Source organism: Massilia soli (assembly GCF_016809835.1).
Taxonomy (GTDB): domain Bacteria; phylum Pseudomonadota; class Gammaproteobacteria; order Burkholderiales; family Burkholderiaceae_D; genus Telluria_A; species Telluria_A soli.
This window is the reverse complement of the sequence record NZ_JAFBIL020000009.1, coordinates 37522-55115: the sequence shown is the minus strand read 5'-3', so window position 1 is coordinate 55115 and position 17594 is coordinate 37522. Positions and strand designations below refer to the sequence as shown.

Annotated in this window: 14 protein-coding genes; 9 read left to right on the top strand and 5 right to left on the bottom strand. The window is 66.9% G+C overall.

The genetic code is table 11. The features are described 5' to 3' along the window. Positions 1-4 precede the first annotated feature (4 nt). The 3 genes from I4X03_RS20660 to I4X03_RS20650 all read right to left on the bottom strand — a co-directional run bounded on the left by I4X03_RS20660 (position 5) and on the right by I4X03_RS20650 (position 1475). Positions 5-739: an LrgB family protein gene (locus I4X03_RS20660; protein ID WP_223470144.1), complete on the bottom strand. Its 735-nt coding sequence runs from the start codon at positions 737-739 to the stop codon at positions 5-7. Continuing rightward, positions 732-1070, bottom strand: a complete 339-nt coding sequence (locus I4X03_RS20655) for a CidA/LrgA family protein (protein WP_223470143.1) — start codon at positions 1068-1070, stop codon at positions 732-734. Before I4X03_RS20655 ends, I4X03_RS20660 begins: the two co-directional genes overlap by 8 nt. An 84-nt stretch (positions 1071-1154) precedes the next feature. Further along, the gene (locus tag I4X03_RS20650; protein WP_223470142.1) at positions 1155-1475 is read right to left on the bottom strand and encodes a hypothetical protein; all 321 of its coding nucleotides are present in this window, start codon (positions 1473-1475) and stop codon (positions 1155-1157) included. A 133-nt stretch (positions 1476-1608) separates the two neighbouring features. On the opposite strand from I4X03_RS20650, the gene I4X03_RS20645 reads away from it, so the two are divergent. Continuing rightward, positions 1609-2973, top strand: a complete 1365-nt coding sequence (locus I4X03_RS20645; RefSeq protein WP_223470141.1) for an amino acid permease — start codon at positions 1609-1611, stop codon at positions 2971-2973. Positions 2974-2980: 7 nt separating this feature from the next. Here I4X03_RS20645 and I4X03_RS20640 read toward each other — a convergent pair whose 3' ends face one another. Continuing rightward, a complete protein-coding gene (locus I4X03_RS20640) occupies positions 2981-3271 on the bottom strand; it encodes a hypothetical protein (RefSeq protein WP_223470140.1) in 291 nt (96 codons plus the stop codon). A gap of 16 nt (positions 3272-3287) precedes the next feature. Beyond that, a complete protein-coding gene (gene xth, locus I4X03_RS20635; protein WP_223470139.1) occupies positions 3288-4067 on the bottom strand; it encodes an exodeoxyribonuclease III in 780 nt (259 codons plus the stop codon). Between the two features lie 146 nt (positions 4068-4213). On the opposite strand from xth, the gene I4X03_RS20630 reads away from it, so the two are divergent. The 8 genes from I4X03_RS20630 (at position 4214) to I4X03_RS20595 (ending at position 17520) form a co-directional block, all read left to right on the top strand. Then, positions 4214-7066, top strand: coding sequence for a PAS domain S-box protein (locus I4X03_RS20630; protein ID WP_223470138.1), 2853 nt, complete (start codon positions 4214-4216; stop codon positions 7064-7066). A 239-nt stretch (positions 7067-7305) separates the two neighbouring features. After that, a complete protein-coding gene (locus tag I4X03_RS20625; RefSeq protein ID WP_223470137.1) occupies positions 7306-9519 on the top strand; it encodes a TonB-dependent receptor in 2214 nt (737 codons plus the stop codon). A 16-nt stretch (positions 9520-9535) separates the two neighbouring features. Then, entirely contained in the window at positions 9536-10345 is an 810-nt protein-coding gene (locus tag I4X03_RS20620; protein WP_223470136.1) for a carotenoid biosynthesis protein, read from the top strand. Further along, complete coding sequence (locus I4X03_RS20615; protein ID WP_223470135.1) at positions 10342-11694, top strand: oxygenase MpaB family protein; 1353 nt, start codon at positions 10342-10344, stop codon at positions 11692-11694. Before I4X03_RS20620 ends, I4X03_RS20615 begins: the two co-directional genes overlap by 4 nt. Next, positions 11688-15137 carry a hybrid sensor histidine kinase/response regulator gene (locus I4X03_RS20610; protein WP_223470134.1) on the top strand — a complete coding sequence of 1150 codons (3450 nt, stop codon included), beginning with the start codon at positions 11688-11690 and terminating at the stop codon, positions 15135-15137. The genes I4X03_RS20615 and I4X03_RS20610 overlap by 7 nt, the downstream gene beginning before the upstream one ends. Beyond that, positions 15134-16045: a diguanylate cyclase gene (locus I4X03_RS20605; protein ID WP_223470133.1), complete on the top strand. Its 912-nt coding sequence runs from the start codon at positions 15134-15136 to the stop codon at positions 16043-16045. The genes I4X03_RS20610 and I4X03_RS20605 overlap by 4 nt, the downstream gene beginning before the upstream one ends. Then, positions 16046-16906, top strand: coding sequence for an EamA family transporter (locus I4X03_RS20600; protein WP_223470132.1), 861 nt, complete (start codon positions 16046-16048; stop codon positions 16904-16906). It begins immediately after the preceding gene. A 71-nt stretch (positions 16907-16977) separates the two neighbouring features. Continuing rightward, a complete protein-coding gene (locus I4X03_RS20595) occupies positions 16978-17520 on the top strand; it encodes a M23 family metallopeptidase (RefSeq protein WP_223470131.1) in 543 nt (180 codons plus the stop codon). Positions 17521-17594: the final 74 nt, after the last annotated feature.

Genomic DNA, 17594 nt, shown 5'->3' with positions numbered 1-17594 from the left:
CCGGTCAGAACAGCCGTAGCGCGAGCGGCACCAGCCATGGGGCCAGCAATGCGGTCAACACCGCGTTGAGCCCCATGCCGAGCCCGGCGAACGCGCCCATCTCGGGGCTGACCTGGAACGCGCGGGCAGTGCCGATGCCATGCGAGGCGACGCCCAGTGCGAAGCCGCGCACCCGGGGCGAGCCGATGCCCATCCAGTTGAACAGGAAGCGCGCCACCACGGCGCCGAACACGCCGGTACCCACCACCAGCGCGGCCGTGACCGCGCTCATGCCGCCCAGGCGTTCGGCGACGGCCATCGCGATCGGCGTGGTGGCGGACTTGGGCGCTGCCGACACCGCCAGCAGTTCCGAACCACCCAGCGCCATCACCAGCGCCACCGCCGACAAAATCGCGCAAGCCGAACCGGCCAGCAGACCGAAAAACAGGGGAACGAAGACGCGCCGGATGGTCGGCACCTGGCGCGCCAGCGGAATGGCCAGCGCCACGGTTGCAGGTCCCAGCAGGAAGTGGACGAACTGCGCACCGGCGAAATACTCCTGGTACGACATGCCGGTCAGGGCCAGCGCCAGCGCCACCAGCGCAATCGCAATCGCCACCGGATTGGCCAGCGGCGACATCCGGCAGCGCGCATTGATCGCCTGGGCGATGGTGTATGCGCACAAGGTCAGTGTCAGGCCGACCAGCGGCGTGGCCGCGAGATAGACCCAGAATGCGCCGATTTCCGGAAGTTCAGTCATCGGGCGTCAGTGCGCGCATCACGGCGGCCGTCACAGCCAGGGTCACCAGCGTGCTGCCCACCATCGCGGCCAGCAAAGCCAGCCAGTTGCTGCCGATGGCGGAACCGGCCGCAACGATGCCGACGCCAGCGGGCACGAACAGCAGCGACAGATGCTTCAGCAGTTCGCTGCCGGCCGGCTCGACCAGCGCGTGCAGCCGCGGCGACGCGAGCAGCGCCGCGAACAGCAGCAGCATGCCGGCGACCGGTCCGGGGAGCGGCAACTGCAGCAGGAACACCAGCCCTTCGCCAAGGCACTGGAACACCAGCAGGATCGCAAAGGTCTGCAGCATCAGGCGTACGCTACGGTCATGCCGGCTCCGGTTGTGGTCGGGAGATTCACTGTCCGGCTAGGATAGCACGGACCGTTTCAGCGCCTAGCGCCGCACCCCGCGAAAGCCGCGATGCCCGTGATGGCCCCCGCGCTGGCCGTGCTGATGGCGATGCGCGCGCGCGCCATGGTGGTGGCGATGCTGGAGCCCGTGTCCGCGGTGGTGGTAGCCCCGCCCAAAGTCGTAGAAGCCAAAGCCCAGGTCGAACGACACCGGCGGCCCCGCGTAGACGGGCGGGCCATAGCTGTAGGGATACGGATCGTAGGCAACCGGCGGCGGACCGTAGACCGCACACCCGGACAAGCCCGCACCGAGCAGCAGCGAAAATATCAGGCGTTTCGCGACGCCTCTGGTCAGGATCTTCATGGCCGTACCGTGAACAACACGCTTCCATTCTAGTCACGCTGGCGCCGGTTGCAATGACGATCGCGCATCCTGTGGCCGCTGCAATTTCCGAATTACATTAAAATGTCCCCCTTTTTGCATTTCGGTAAACACCATGGCAGTCCAAGGACAGCAGCAACTCACGCGCGGCCTCAAGAGCCGTCACATTCAGCTGATCGCGCTGGGCGGCGCCATCGGAACCGGACTGTTCCTCGGTATCGCGCAAACCATCCAGCTGGCCGGTCCCTCGGTGCTGCTGGGCTACGCGATTGCCGGCGTGATCGCCTTCCTGATCATGCGCCAGCTGGCCGAAATGGTCGTCGACGAGCCGGTCGCCGGTTCCTTCAGCTATTTCGCCGACAAGTATTGCGGCCACCTGGCCGGCTTCGCCTCGGGCTGGAATTACTGGGTGCTGTACATCCTGGTGAGCATGGCCGAACTGAGCGCCGTCGGCATTTACGTGCAGTACTGGTATCCGGATATACCGACCTGGATGTCGGCGCTGGCGTTCTTCGTCATCATCAACAGCATCAGCCTGGCCACGGTCAAGGCCTTCGGCGAGATGGAATTCTGGTTCGCCGTGATCAAGGTGGTGGCCATCGTCGCGATGATCGGCTTCGGCATCTACCTGCTGGCCTCGGGCGGCGCCGGCCCTGAAGCCGGGGTCGCCAACCTGTGGCAGCACGGCGGCTTCTTCCCGAACGGCGTTGGCGGACTGGTGATGGCGATGGCGGTCATCATGTTCTCGTTCGGCGGCCTGGAGCTGGTCGGCATCACCGCGGCGGAAGCCGAGAATCCATCCGAAACCATTCCCAAAGCCACCAACCAGGCCATCTACCGCATCCTGATCTTCTACATCGGCGCGCTTGGCGTGCTGCTGTCGCTGTACCCGTGGCAAAAAGTGGTCAGCGGCGGCAGCCCGTTCGTACTGATCTTCCATGCGCTCGACAGCAGCCTGGTGGCCAATGTGCTCAACATCGTGGTGCTGACCGCCGCGCTGTCGGTGTACAACAGCTGCGTCTATGCCAACAGCCGCATGCTGTACGGCCTGGCGCTGCAAGGCAATGCACCGCGTGCCCTGCTGAAAGTGAACCGCCGCGGCGTGCCGCTGGCGGCGCTCGGCGTGTCGGCGGCCGCGACCGGCCTGTGCGTGAGCCTGAACTACTTCATGCCGGGCGAAGCCTTTGGCATGCTGATGGGGCTGGTCGTCTCGGCGCTGGTCATCAACTGGGCGATGATCACCTGGATTCACCTGCGTTTCCGCGCGCACAAAAAGAAACTGGGCGCGGCCACCGCCTTCCCAAGCCCGATGTGGCCGCTCTCGAGCTATCTGTGCCTGGTGTTCCTCGCGGGGATCCTGGTCGTCATGTTCATTACGCCCGGGCTGCGCCTGTCGGTGTATCTGATTCCGGCGTGGCTCGCGCTGCTGGGCAGCGGATACTGGCTACGTCAGCGCAACGCGCGCGCCTTGCCGCAGTAGCGGCGCGCTACTTCATCTTCTTGGCCCTGGAAGTCGCCGTGCGCGCGTAAAACCCGGGATCTTTCCTGGCCACCCAGCCGATGAAAGCCCGGATATCCTCGTGGCGGCGCAGCGCATCCCAGCTGTGGAAGTTGTCCAGCAATTCCCGTTCGGTAAACACCGAGTGGATCTTGCGATGGCAGATCTTGTGGATCGGGAACTGCTCGGTGCCTTTGAACTTCTTCGGCACCAGGTGATGGCGGTCGATGTTCGCCGTGCCCAGGATCCGGCCGCACAGCGGGCAACGTGGTTCGTCCATTGGCTGCCTTGCCGCCTCACCTGTCCAGCGCGAGTTCGATCCAGGTCGGCGCGTGGTCGCTCGGCTTCTCGCGGCCGCGCACGTCGCGGTCGACGCCGGCTGCCTTCAGCGACCCGGCCAGCGCAGGACTGAGCAGCAGATGGTCGATGCGCAGCCCCGCGTTGCGCCCATAAGCATCGCGGAAATAATCCCAGAACGTGTAGATGGTCTCATCCGGGTGCATGGCGCGCAGCGAATCGGTCCAGCCTTGCGCCACCAGCCGGTGGAAGGCTTCGCGCGTCTCGGGCCGGAACAGCGCGTCCTTGGTCCAGCGCTCCGGCTTGTAGACGTCGCGCTCGGTCGGCATCACGTTGAAGTCGCCCGCCAGCACCACCGGCGCCCCGCTCTCGATCAGTTCGGCGGCGCGCGCGATCAGGCGCTCGAACCACTGCAGCTTGTACTCGAACTTCGGGCCCGGCGCCGGATTTCCGTTTGGCAGGTACAGGCAGCAGACCATCACGCCATTGACGGCCGCCTCGATATAGCGGCTTTGCTCGTCGGCCGGGTCGCCCGGCAGCCCGCGCCCGATTTCCTGCGCCGGCGCGTCCCGGGTCAGGATCGCCACGCCGTTCCAGCTCTTCTGGCCATGCCAGATCGCGTGGTAACCGATTTCCTTCAACGCTTCTTCCGGGAATTTTTCCTGCGGCGCCTTCAGTTCCTGCAGGCAGGCGACATCCGGCTGCTTTTCCTCCAGCCATTGCAGCAGGTTGGGTAAGCGGCTGGTAATCCCATTGACGTTGAATGTAGCGATCAGCATGTTTCCTCCGCGATGAATGTTTCTCGCCATTTTGACTGCAGAAAGCGACGCACGCTTGAAATGATCAATATTGCACCGTGATGCGTGCTGATATAATTTCCCGCCGAAAAGTATAACCATTCCTTCCACCTGTCCCGGAACCGCATATGAGTGTCGATCCAACCCCAGCCTCGACCTCGGAACTGCGCTTTCGCGAAGTGTTCGACCAGGCGCCGATCAGCATGCAGCTGGTGGCTGCCGATGGCCGTACGCTGCAGGTCAACAAGGTCTGGGAAACCATGTGGCAAGGGCCGCTCGGCGACGCGCTCAAGGACCACGTCCTGTACGGCGACTACAACTTGCTGACCGACCCGCAGCTGGAAGCCAAGGGCGTCACGCCTTACCTGCGGCGCGCGTTTGCCGGCGAGGCGGTCGATATACCGGCGATCCGCTACGACCCTGCCGAAATGGGCATCGTCGCGCGCCCGCGCTGGGTCACGTCGCGCGTGCAGCCGATCAAGGACCAGCACGGCAAGGTGCTGGAACTGATGATCATGCATGAAGACATCAGCGACCGCATGCAGTCCGACGTCGCGCTGCGCCTGAGCGAAGAGCGCTTCCGTTCGCTGGTGGCGGCGTCCAGCCAGATCGTCTGGAACAGTGACGCCGACGGCGTCATCATCGATGATTCGCCCAGCTGGCGCGAGTTCACCGGCCAGACTTACGAGCAATGGAGAGACAGCGGCTGGCTCGACGCGATTCACCCGGACGACCGCGCGCATGCCGCGCAGGTCTGGGCCGACGCCGTCGCCGCCAAGTCGATCTACCAGAACGAGTACCGCGTCATGCACGCCAGCGGCGCCTACCGCTGGACCAGCGTGCGCGCGGTGCCGCTGTACCACGCCGACGGCACGATCCGCGAATGGATCGGCACCAACACCGATATTACCGAGCGGCGCCGCACCGACGAAGCACTGCGCAACAACGAACAGCGGCTGCGTTTCATGCTCGACTCGATGCACCAGAAGATCTTCACCACCACGCCCGAGGGCAGCATCGACTATTTCAATCCGGCCTGGACCGAGTTCAGCGGCCTGGGTGAGGACGCGCTGCACGACTGGAACTGGGTGCAGCTGATCCATCCGGACGACCTCGACGACAGCATCGGCGCCTGGACCCACGCGCTCGAGCACACCGAGCCATTCCAGGTCGAGCAGCGCTGCCGCCGCGCCGACGGCCAGTTCCGCTGGCACCTGTCGCGCGCCGTGCCGATGCGCGACGAAGCGGGCCGCGTGATCATGTGGATCGGCTCGAACACCGACATCCACGAGGTCAAGATCGTCGAGTCGGAACTGGCGCGCCGCCTGCACGCCGAGCGCCGCCACTCGGCGGTGCTGGCCAAGGTCGCGGCCGCCTCGAACCAGCTGCACACCAGCGCCAGCGTCGACGATATCGCCGCCGCGCTGGTCGACATCGTGCGCGACATCCTGGGCACGCACCAGGCGGTCATTTCGCTCAATGCAGGCGACAGCGGGAGCCAGTCGATCAATGCGGTGTCGCTGTCGGACAAATATGCGCGCTTCGCCGGCTACCAGGCCACCCCGGACGGCAGCGGCATTTACGCCACCGTGTGCCGCACCAACCAGCCGATGCGCCTGACCCAGCATGAACTGGAGCGCCACCCCGACTGGAAGGGTTTTGGCGCCCACCACGCCGAACACCCGCCGATGCGCGGTTGGCTGGCGGTGCCGCTGAAGGCCCAGGACGGCAGCAACATCGGCCTGCTGCAGGCCTCCGACAAGGAAGACGGCGAATTTACCGAAGCGGACGAGGCGATCCTGAGCCAGCTGGCGTCGGTGGCGGCGACCGGCTTCGAGAATGCGCGCCTGTACGACACGCTGCGCGACCAGCACCGCCGCAAGGACGAATTTCTGGCGATGCTGGCGCACGAGCTGCGCAACCCGCTGGCGCCGATCCGCGCCGCCGCCGACCTGCTGGCGATCGCCAACCTCGGCGAGGCACGGATTCGCCAGACCAGCGCCGTCATCAGCCGCCAGGTGCAGCACATGTCCAGCCTGGTCGACGACCTGCTCGATATCTCGCGCGTCACCCGCGGCCTGATCGAACTGAGCGGCACCGATCTCGACGTCAACCGCGTTGTCGCCGACGCGGTCGAGCAGGTACGCCCGCTGGTCGAGGCGCGCCTGCACCAGCTGACGGTCACGTCGCCCGCCGAACCGGCGCATGTCATGGGCGACCACAAGCGGATGGTGCAGATCCTGTCGAACATCCTCAACAACGCGGTCAAGTACACCGAGCGCGGCGGGCGCATCGTGGTCCGCACCGAAACCACCGCCAGCCAGGTGATCATCAGCGTCGAAGACAACGGCGCCGGCGTTGCGGCCGAACTGCAGCCGCATGTGTTCGACCTGTTCTCGCAAGCCGTGCGCAGCTCGGACCGCGCCCAGGGCGGGCTGGGAATCGGGCTGGCGCTCGTCAAGAGCCTGGTCGGGCTGCACCACGGCGAGGTGTCCTGCCACAGCGACGGCCTCGGGATGGGCAGCCGGTTTACCGTGGCGTTGCCGCGCCTGACCGGCGACCAGGGGGCGCAGGCGAATCCGGACGGGCGTACCCTGCCGGTGGCGCCGTCGCGCCGCCAGAGCATCCTGATCGTCGACGACAACGTCGATGCGGCGCGCATGCTGGCGATGTTTTTGGAAGCTGCCGGCCATGACGTGCTGGTCGAGCACGCCGCGCTGCCGGGGTTGCAGCGCGCGCGCACCGGCAAGCCGGGCATCGGCATCCTCGACATCGGCTTGCCGGACATGGATGGCAACACGCTGGCGACCCGCCTGCGCCAGGACCCGGCCACCGCAGGCATGCTGCTGATCGCCGCGACCGGCTACGGCAGCGAGCGCGACAAGGACGCTGCGCTGGCGGCCGGCTTCGACCACCACATGGTCAAGCCAATCGACTCGTCCGCCCTGTTCGGCCTGATTGAAGCGGCCCGCCAGCGATAGCAAAACGACAATATCAATTGTGACGTGCGCTTGCTCTTTTTTCATGAACTGGCGCCCGGGGGCTGTTTCCTTGCGACACTAACTGATAAACTCTGCACTTTGATTCCCACCGCATATAGTCATTAACAACATGCACGGTGGGACGGGCGACCGGCGGTTCCGGCGCCCTGACAAGGCTGGGGAGCGCTTCAATGTCTATTCGCCGGGTTCGTTTGAATCCTTCACTACTGGCCATGTCCATGTCCAGCATCGTCTGGACCGCGGCGCATGCCCAGGTACCGGTTCAGCAACCGAATCAGGCCGGCAACGACGGCGAAATCCAGGAAGTTGTCGTTACCGCGCAACGCATCGTGTCGACCGAAGCGCGCACGCCGGTGGCGATGAGCGTCCTGTCTGGCAGCCAGTTGCGGGACGCGGGCATCGAACGGCCATCCGACCTGGCCGCGCGCCTGCCCAATGTGCACCTGAATGGCGCCGCCGACGGCCTCAAGATCACCATTCGCGGCGTCTCGAACGCCGACACGACCGAAAAAGGCGACCCATCGGCCGCCTTCATGCTCGACGGGATCTACATCGCCCGTCCGCAGGCCCAGGTGATGAGCTTCTTCGATATCGCGCGGGTGGAAGTGCTGCGCGGCCCGCAAGGCACGCTGTATGGACGCAACGCGACCGCCGGCGTCGTCAACGTCATCGCCAACACGCCGTCGCCGTTGCTGGAAGGCGCCGCCAGCGTGGCCGCGGGCAACTATGGCAGCCGCAAGGCCAGCGCCATGCTCAATGTACCGCTCAGCGATGTCCTGTCGGTGCGGGCGGCGCTGGCCTACAACCAGCGCGACAGCTTCCTGATCAATGCCCAGCGTACGCCGCACACGCTTGGGCTGGACCGCGACGACCGTTCGGCGCGCATATCGGCCCGCCTGGCGCTCGGCAAATCCGGCTCGCTGCTGCTGCGCCACGACCGCAGCGAGGTCCGCGACAGCAACGACAGCATCGTTCCCGATACCAATTTCTACACCGGCGTTTCGACCGGCAAGCCAGTCTGGTACGTCTCGGACACCGACAAGCGCCTGACCAACGCGTTCGTGCCGCCCAACACCGTGCCGGCGCAGGGCTTCAGCGACAAGACCAGCTCCGGCACCGGCGCGGAGCTGACCTGGGACCTTGGCGCGCTGACCTTGTCGTACCTTGGCTCGCACCGCGACTACCAGCACGACACGCTGGCCAATTTCTATTACCGCGTGGCGCCCACGTTCGCACTGGGCGTGCGCCAGAACTTCAGCGGCGACTACGCGCAGGATTCTCACGAACTGCGCGTCGCCACCAACGGCGCCGGACCGCTCAGCGCGCAGGCTGGCCTGTACTACTTCCGGGAAGAGTCGGAGGTCGTCTACAGCTTCCGCGACCTCGAGCTGGTAGGCTTGCCGCCCTACTATGTATTCCCGAACGGTCCGACCGTCGCGCGCAGCCGCGCGCTGTTCGGCCAGGCGACCTACAGCATCATGCCGCGCTTGCGCGCGACGGCGGGTGTGCGCCGCACCGAGGACAACAAGTCGCGCGTCGGCTCCACCAACTTCCAGCAACAGGCGGAATTCAACCCGGCCACCGATTTGCGCATGCTCAACGCGGCCTCGCTCCACACCACAAGGACCACCTGGCGGCTCGGCGCCGAATACGACCTGGCGCCCGCCACCATGGTGTACGGCGCCGTATCGACCGGGTACAAGGCTGGCGGCTTCAACGACGGCTGCCTGGCAGGCACCAGCGCGCTCGGCATCACCTGCCCGGCGGCGCTGGCGGTTCCAGCCAGTACGCTGGTGTACCAGCCGGAAGAACTGCGTTCAATCGAAGCCGGCCTCAAGACCCGTTTCTGGCGCAACCGCGCCACCCTGAACGTGACCGCGTTCGCCTACGACTACACCAACCTGCAGCTGTCGGGCGTGACCATCGTGCGTGGCGCGCCGCGCTATGTGACCGACAACGCGGGCGAGGCCAGCGTCAAGGGACTTGAGCTTGAGGGCGTCGTCAAGGCCACCAGCTCCGCCACGTTCAACTATGCGCTCGCGCTGCTCGATGCGCACTATGTGGCGTACACGCCTGACGGCGTCAATTCATGGGCCGGCTACAAGCTCGACCGCGCTCCGAGCAGGACACTTTCACTCGGCTACGAACAGCGCTTCGCGGTCGCCGGCGGCCAGCTGAAGGCAGGCGTCAGCGCCCGCGCCAGCGGCAGCTACACGATCGGCGTGCCGAGCCAGCTGCTGCAGTACCCGATCCCGGCCCGGACCACCGCCGACGCCAGCGTGGGCTTCAGTCCGGCCGCATCCAACTGGAGCGTGCACGCGGTGGTCAGGAACATCGGCGACAAGGTCGCGCCGATTGCCATCGACAGCTTCGGGATGCTGGTGCCTAGCGACCCGCGCACGGTCGATGTGCGGCTCGATTACCGCTTCTGATTCAACGGTCCTTTCGATGACGTCACTTACTTCACAGCTGCCGCGCATCACCGGGGGCCTCCTGCTGGCCTTCCTGGCCGCACTGCTCGCGCGCGGCCAGGGTGAGACTACCCAGCTCCTGATTGTCAGTTCGGTGCTGATGTTCGCCTGCTGCTGGGCCAGCGCCATCCACCTGCTTGGCGCGCGCCCGGCGCTGCACTTCGTCGTGATCGGCGTGGCCTGCGGCTGGGTCGCCGAACAGCTTGGATCGTCCTATGGCTGGTTCTTCGGCAGCTACACCTACACCGAGGTACTGGGCCCGCGCCTGGGCGATGTCCCGGCCATCATCCCGCTGATGTGGTTCGCGCTGTGCTACGTCGCCTACGTGATATCGAACCTGATGGTCTGGCAGGCGCCGCACGACGGCGCATTCGCCCTGCCCCAGGCGGCCGTGATGTCGCTGCTGGCGGCAATGATCGTCACCGCCTACGACCTCGGCGCCGATCCGTACATGGTCTACACCCTCAAGGCATGGATCATGGCCAAGACCGATGGCTGGTGGTTTGGCGAGACCGTGCAAGGCTTCGCCGGCTGGGCGTTCGTGTCGTTCGTCATCGTGTTCGGCTTCCGCCTGACCTTGCGCGGCCGCGCGCTGACGCCGGCCTTGCCGGTGTCGAAGCGCCACGCCATGGTGCCGCTGGCGATCTACGGCGGCAGCATGCTGTTCCAGGCGGTAGAGGGCTTCCCGGTGGAGACACGCACCATCGCACTGTTTGCGATGGGCATTCCGCTGCTGACGGCCATCTGCGGTTTCGCGCGCTGGCAGCACCAGAAGGCAGCCGCATGATCGCCGCCAGCCTGCGCGCCGATCCGCACGCCGACAACGCCATCGCCCGCATTGTCGGCAGCGGCCTGGAGGCGCCGCTGTCGCAGTGGGACCGGCTGGCCATCGTCAACCGCCAGCTCGCACAATGGCAAACCAACGGCGGGCTGGCCGGCTGGAAGCCCGACACCGACGTGCCCGCGCCGCTTGCCGCCGCGCTGGAAGACTACGTGCGCAGTGCGCGCCAGCTACCCGAATGGGCCGACGGCGCGCGCATCGCACGTGCCGAAACGCTGTTCATGGAGATGAGCATGACGTCGTGCACGCTGCTGTTTTGCGCCAGCCTGCCCGAGTGCTACGTGATCCCTGAACTGGCCGGTGTGCTGCACGCGGCCGGCCAGCTGGAACAGCACGCCGACTACCGGATCCGCTCCACTGCCGCGATGATCTTCCCGGTGATGATGCACGGCGGCCTGCTTGGCGCCGGCGGCGGGGTCGCGCAGGCGCTGAAGGTGCGCCTGATCCACGCCACCATCCGCCACCTGATGCTGCACGGCGACCCTGCCACGGCGGCCCGCAATGGCGCGCTCGTCGCGCCGCAGCCGCGCCAGGGCGAAGGATTGCACCATGCGCTGTTCGCCAACGGCTGGGATGTCAGCCGCGACGGCCTGCCCTGCAGCCAGGAAGAACTGGCCTACACCCTGCTCACATTCGGCTACGTGTTCCTGCGCGGCCTGCGCCAGCTTGGCATCGGCCTGCCGCCCGCCGACGAAGAAGCCTACCTGCACACCTGGAACGTCCTCGGGCACCTGATCGGCATCGAGCGTGCCCTGATGCCCGACACGATGGCCCAGGCCGAGGCCATGTTTGGCGCCATGCAGGCGCGCGGACGCCGCGCAAGCTACCTGCCCGACCCGCGCCCGGGCCTCGGCGCGGCGCTGATGCAGACGATGCAAAACGAGATCCCGCTGGCCATCCTGAAGCCCTTCCCCGTGCTGCTGACGCGCTACCTGTGCGGTGCCGACGCCACCGTCACGCTGGCGCTCGACGCGCGCGTCTCGCTGTTCTCGCGCGCGCTGTTCGCCGTGTCGATGGGCGCTGTGCGCTTGATCGATGGCGCGGTGCGCCTGGTCCTGCCGCAGTTCTCGATCGCGCGCCTGTTGACGCGTATCGTCGGCTACCGCTTTGCCGCCAAGGTGCTGATGGACCAGACCCGCCCGCTCAAGCTTCCTGAAGCGCTGCTGAACCAGGTCGGCCAGGTGACCACTTCCTGGCAAGACGATCCGAAGGCGCCTGGCTGGATGAACGCGCTTGAACGGCGCCTGACCGGCCGCCACAAACAACAATCCTCACGCGGACCGATTCAATGCTGATGCTACTGCGCCTCGCCATCCTGTTGCTGGCACTGCTGCCGGCACTTGCCCCGGCCGCGACCGGACCGCTGGTGCTGGAAGATCGCCTGGGCCGCATCGACGCCTGGCCAGTGGTCACGGTGCTGGCCGACCCGGGCGGCAAGCTGGGTCCCGAGGACGCACTGGCCGCCGCCGCCCAGTTCGCCGTACCGGCATCGGCCTACCAGACATTGGGCGTCAACCAGGGGACCGTCTGGATCAGGATCCCGGTCGCACTGGCGCCGCAAAACGGCCCCGACTGGATCCTCGATATCGACTTCGCGGTGATCAACCGGGTCGACGTGTTTGTCGCCACCGACGGGCAACTGCACCGCCATGCGGTGCTCGGCAACCTGCAACCGAGGCAGGAGAACGCCCGCGGCGGCCGCGCGCCCGCCGCGCTGCTGCCGCTCAAGCCGGGACAGCAGCAGCTGATCTTGCTGCGTGTCGAGAACGCCGGCGCGATGATCCTGCCGATCCGCCTGTCCAAGCCGGGTCCGTTCCACTCCGACGCCCTCGCCGAACAGATGCTGCAGGGGATGCTGATTGGCCTGAGCATCTGCCTGCTGCTGTACAGCCTTGCGCAGTGGATCAGCCTGCGCGAACCGCTGTTCGGCAAATATGCGCTGCTGATCGGCGGCACCACCATGTTCTCGGTCGGCTTCTTCGGGCTGGGAAGCCAGTACATCTGGTTCGACAATGAATGGATGAACCTGCACGCGGGCGGCCTGTTCGCGCTGATGGCGTCCTGCGGCGCCTACCTGTTCGTCGAACAGGCGCTGGCGCGGCCGGGCCAGGACCGCATCTTCAGCCGCCTGATGAAAACCGGCGCGCTACTGTGCGTCATCAGCGCCGTCGCCTATGCGTCCGGCCTGCTCGGCGTCGATGGCCTGGTGGCGATCGTCAGCACGCTGGGCGTCATGCCGATGCTGCTCGGCCTTCCCGGCGCGTTCAAGCGCGCCCGCCGCGGCGACTCGGTCGGCATCTATTTCCTCATCGGCTGGGCGGTGGCGTTCGCATCGTCGGTCATCTGCAGCCAGATGATCAACGGCGCGCTGCCGGCCAATTTCTGGACCATGCACGCCCTCCAGTTCGGCAATCTGTTCGACATGCTGGTCTTCATGCGCATCCTTGGCCTGCGCACCCGCCAGATGCAGGACGCCATGCTGCGCGCCGAAGCGGCCACCCGCATGAAGTCGGACTTCCTGGCCAGCATGAGCCATGAGATCCGCACGCCGCTGAACGCGATCATCGGCATGAGCCGCCTGTCGCTGATGGGCGACGCCTCGCCCAAGCTGCGCAACTACCTGACCAAGATCCTCGGGTCCGGCGAACACCTGCTGGGCATCCTGAACGACATCCTCGACTTCTCCAAGATCGAAGCGGGAAAGCTCAGCCTGGAAGCGGTGGCGTTCGACCTCGACGACATGCTCGAGCACTTGTCCAGCCTGACCTCCCTCAAAACCGGCGCCAAGCCGGTCGAACTGGTGTTCCGCGTCCAGCGCGGCGTGCCGACGCGGCTGGTGGGCGACCCGCTGCGCATCAGCCAGGTGCTGATCAACCTGACCAACAACGCCGTCAAATTCACCGAGCAAGGCGAGATCGTGGTCGCGGTCGACATGGTCGAGCGCAGCGAAGACAAGGTCACGCTGCAGTTCTCGGTCCAGGACACCGGCATCGGCATGAGCGAGGAACAGCTGGCGCAGCTGTTCCAGTCGTTCAGCCAGGCCGACAGCTCGATTACCCGCCGCTATGGCGGCACCGGGCTTGGCCTGAGCATTTCGAAGCAGCTGGTCGAACTGCTGGGCGGCGCGATCGACGTGACCAGCGCGCCGGGCGCCGGCAGCCGCTTCGCCTTCACCGTGCAGGTCGGCGTCGGCGATCCTGGCGCCACCGCGGTGACGCTGGCCGCCGCCGCGCTGCACCAGGCCCGCGTGATGGTGGTCGACGACAGCGCCACCGCGCGCGACGCGCTGGTCGAAATGCTGGCCTCGCTCGGCGTCAGCGCGCATGCCGCGAGTTCGGGCGAACAATCGCTGGCGATGCTGGCGCGCGCGGTTGAAGCGGGCGAGCCGTATGAAGTGGTCCTGATGGACTACATGATGCCCGGCTGGGACGGCGTCGAAACGATCCGCCGGATCCACTCCGACCAGCGCTTCGCGGCGCCGCCGGCCATCCTGATGGTCAGCGCATCGACCCGCGAGGCGGTGATGCAGAACCAGGGCGAGGTGCCGCTGCATGGTTTCCTGACCAAGCCGGTGGGCCCGGCGCTGCTGTATCACAGCCTGCTGCAGGTGCTGCGTCCCGAACTGGCCGCCCAGGGAGGCGGTCTCCCGGACCTCGGAAGCCATGCAGGCGCCGGCGGCGCGAGCCTGCCCGACCTGTCGCGCCTCGATGGGGCCCGCATCCTGCTGGTGGAAGACAATGCCAACAACCGCGAAGTGGCGCTGGACTTCATGGCCGCGGCGCGCATCCAGGTGGACGTGGCGGTGCACGGCGCCGAAGCGGTGCAGATGATGCAGGATGCCGATTACGACCTGGTGCTGATGGACATCCAGATGCAGGAGATGGACGGCCTTAGCGCGGCGCGGCGGATCCGCGCCATCCAGCGCCTGCAGCGGGTGCCGATCATTGCGATGACGGCGCACGCCATGGCGGGCGACCGCGAAAAGAGCCTGGCCGCAGGCATGAACGACCATATCACCAAGCCGATCGATCCGGCGCTGCTGTTCCGCGTGCTGCTCAAGTGGATCGATCCTGCGCGCCTGGCCGGACGCGCGCTGCCGGCGCGGGCGCCGCGCCAGGGATCGCATGAAGACGCCGCCCCGCTGCCGCCGATCCGCGGCATCGACTGGCAACAGGCGCTGGCCAACGTCGACCGCCAGCCGGACCGCCTGCACAAGCGGATCCGCGGCTTCCTGCTGGAATACCGCGACGCGCCGCGCATCCTGCGCGAAGCGCTGGCCGGCGGCCATTACGCCACCGTCGAAAACCTCACGCACAACCTGAAGTCGAGCGCCTTCTACCTGGGCGCGTCGAACTTGTCGGCGCTGGCCAACAGCGTCGAACTGGAACTGCGCGCCGGGCGCCTGGAGCGCATCGGCGCGCTGGTCACCGAGTTGATGGAAACGCTCGACACCATCCTGGCAGGTCTGGCCAAGGTCGAGGCGCCGGTCGCCGCCAGCCGCTACGCCGCCGCCGACGGCCGCAGGCTGGCGCACCGGCTCGAAACGCTGCTCAGGGCCGAGGACGCGCGTGCCGAAGACGCGCTGCTCGAACTGCAGACGCTGCTGGCCGGTTCGCGCCATACCGGCATGCTGGCGGCGGTACAGCGCGCGGTCGACGACATCGAATACCACGCCGCCCTCGCCCCGCTGGGACAGCTCGCGCAGGCGCTGGACATGGACATGAAAGAGAGCGCATGACTTTCGGAGAAATGCAGAAGGTCCTGGTGGCCGACGATGACGCGATCAACCGCATGGTGCTGGGCGAACTGCTCAAGCCCGAGTACACCGTCATCCTGGCCAGGAACGGCGCGCAGACGCTCGAGCGCGCGGCGCGCCACGCGCCCGACCTGATCCTGCTCGACGTGATGATGCCCGACATGGATGGCTACGAGACCCTGCGCCGCCTGCGCCAGGACCCGCAGACGGCGCACATCGCGGTGATCTTCATCTCGGGGCTGGACCGCCCGGAAGACGAGGCCAACGGCCTGCGCATGGGCGTGGCCGACTACATCGCCAAGCCGTTCAACGCCACCGTGGTGATGGCGCGCGTGGCGCTGCACCTGCAGGTGGTGCGCCAGCGCCGCATGCTCGAGAGGCTGGCGCACGTGGACGGCCTGACCGAGCTGGCCAACCGCCGCCGCTTCGACGAAGTGTACGAAGCAGAGTGGCTGCGCGCCTCGCGCAGCAAGCGTCCGCTGTCGCTGGCGCTGCTCGATATCGACGGCTTCAAACTGTACAACGACCACTACGGCCATCCGGCCGGCGACCGCGCCTTGCGGGCGGTGGCGCGCTCGGCCAGCAACGGCATGCGCCGCCCGGCCGACCTGGCGGCACGCTACGGCGGGGAGGAACTGGTGCTGCTGATGCCCGATACCGACGCCGCCCAGGCGCAGCAGGTGGTATGCGGCATTTGCGACGAGATCGCCCAGCTGATGATCGAGCATGCCACCTCGACCGTGGCGCCGATGCTGACGGTCAGCGTGGGCGGCGCGACCCTGGTCGATCATGGCGCCGAGTCGGCGTCGGCGATGTTCGAGGCGGCCGACGAACACCTGTACCGCGCCAAGCAAACGGGGCGCAACCGGATCGTCTGGCGGCAGGGATAAATGAGCGACCGCGACGGCATCCTGCGGCCTTCCCTTGCGCTGCTTGGCGGGCATATTTCGGTCAACCTGGGCGCCGCCGTCGCCAAGAACCTGTTCCCGGTGATCGGCGTCGAAGGCATCACCGCCTACCGGGTCGGGTTTTCCGCCTTGCTGCTGCTGGCAATCTTCCGCCCGTGGCGCTCGCCCATCACCCGGCGCGATGCGGGCAACCTGCTGATCTACGGTACCGTGCTCGGGCTGATGAACTTGCTGATCTACCGCGCCTTCGACCGCATTCCGATCGGCGTCGCGGTGGCCATCGAAGTGACCGGGCCGCTCGCCGTGGCGCTGTTGTCGTCGCGCCGTCCGCGCGACTTCGCCGCCTGCGCGCTGGCGGTGTTCGGCCTGTACCTGCTGCTGCCGTTGGACGCCGGGCCGGGGCAGCTCGACCCGGCAGGCGTCGCCTACGCCTTCGGCGCGGCGCTGTGCTGGGCGCTGTACATTGTGTTCGGCAAGCGCGCGTCGACCTTGCGCGGCGGCCAGGGCGTTGCGCTCGGCATGCTGGTCGCGTCGCTGTTTACCGTGCCGCTCGGGATTGCCTACTCGGGCGCCGCGCTGCTCGCGCCGCCGATCATCCTGACCGGCATCGCCATCGCCGTGCTGTCGAGCGCGATACCGTATTCGCTGGAAGTCATCGCCCTGCGCGGCTTGTCGCAAGGGCTGTTCGGCATGCTCAGCAGCGCGGCGCCGGCGATCAGCGCGCTCGCCGGCTTCGCGATCCTGGGCGAGGTGCTGACATCGACCCAGTGGACCGCGATCGCCCTGATCGTGCTGGCGTCGGCGGCCAGCGCCTGGTCGGCGCGCAGCGTCAAAGTCACTTAGCCACGCAGCGGCGTTTCCCTGGCGCGGCGTGAAAAGGCAAAATTTTGCTTCCCGGCTTATGATTGCAGCCTATGCGTGCAATCGTCCGAATTCTGTTGTTGGCTGTGGTGCTGGTGGTGGCGTACGCCTTCCTCGGCCCGTACGTGGACGACGCCATTTACGCCGCCCGGCTGTCGTCGATGCCGGCGCCGGAGGCGGTCCAGATCCCCGTGCGCGGGGTCAGCCGCAAAAAGCTCAGCGACACCTGGCAGGCGGCGCGCAGCGGCGGCCGCAAGCACGAGGGCATCGATATCTTCGCGCCGCGCGGCACGCCGGTGTATGCGGCCACCGAGGGCATCATCACGCGGGTCGGCGAAAACCGGCTGGGCGGCCAGGTCGTGTGGGTGCTGGGTCCGGGCGGCCAGCGCCACTATTACGCCCACCTCGACCGTTTTGCCGACGTCGAGCGCGGCCAGCGCGTGCGCGCCGGGACGGTGCTGGGCTACGTCGGCACCAGCGGCAACGCCGCCGGCACGCCGCCTCACCTGCATTACGGCATTTACGAGACGGGCGGCGCGATCAACCCGTATCCCCTGTTGCGCGCAGAGAACAGGCCGGCGCCGGCGAACGCTTGACATCCGGCCCACTCTTCCTTAAAGTCAGGCACATGTCCTTCCAACTGCCTCTGTCGACTGTCCTGCCGCATGCC

Excerpts from the sequence above, each read along its gene's own strand:
- I4X03_RS20660 (WP_223470144.1), bottom strand. The coding sequence starts at position 739 with ATGACTGAACTTCCGGAAATCGGCGCATTCTGGGTCTATCTCGCGGCC.
- I4X03_RS20655 (WP_223470143.1), bottom strand. The coding sequence starts at position 1,070 with ATGCTGCAGACCTTTGCGATCCTGCTGGTGTTCCAGTGCCTTGGCGAA.
- I4X03_RS20645 (WP_223470141.1), top strand. The coding sequence starts at position 1,609 with ATGGCAGTCCAAGGACAGCAGCAACTCACGCGCGGCCTCAAGAGCCGT.
- I4X03_RS20600 (WP_223470132.1), top strand. The coding sequence starts at position 16,046 with ATGAGCGACCGCGACGGCATCCTGCGGCCTTCCCTTGCGCTGCTTGGC.
- I4X03_RS20625 (WP_223470137.1), top strand. The coding sequence starts at position 7,306 with ATGTCCAGCATCGTCTGGACCGCGGCGCATGCCCAGGTACCGGTTCAG.
- I4X03_RS20595 (WP_223470131.1), top strand. The coding sequence starts at position 16,978 with ATGCGTGCAATCGTCCGAATTCTGTTGTTGGCTGTGGTGCTGGTGGTG.
- I4X03_RS20630 (WP_223470138.1), top strand. The coding sequence starts at position 4,214 with ATGAGTGTCGATCCAACCCCAGCCTCGACCTCGGAACTGCGCTTTCGC.
- I4X03_RS20640 (WP_223470140.1), bottom strand. The coding sequence starts at position 3,271 with ATGGACGAACCACGTTGCCCGCTGTGCGGCCGGATCCTGGGCACGGCG.
- I4X03_RS20615 (WP_223470135.1), top strand. The coding sequence starts at position 10,342 with ATGATCGCCGCCAGCCTGCGCGCCGATCCGCACGCCGACAACGCCATC.
- xth (WP_223470139.1), bottom strand. The coding sequence starts at position 4,067 with ATGCTGATCGCTACATTCAACGTCAATGGGATTACCAGCCGCTTACCC.
- I4X03_RS20605 (WP_223470133.1), top strand. The coding sequence starts at position 15,134 with ATGACTTTCGGAGAAATGCAGAAGGTCCTGGTGGCCGACGATGACGCG.
- I4X03_RS20650 (WP_223470142.1), bottom strand. The coding sequence starts at position 1,475 with ATGAAGATCCTGACCAGAGGCGTCGCGAAACGCCTGATATTTTCGCTG.
- I4X03_RS20610 (WP_223470134.1), top strand. The coding sequence starts at position 11,688 with ATGCTGATGCTACTGCGCCTCGCCATCCTGTTGCTGGCACTGCTGCCG.
- I4X03_RS20620 (WP_223470136.1), top strand. The coding sequence starts at position 9,536 with ATGACGTCACTTACTTCACAGCTGCCGCGCATCACCGGGGGCCTCCTG.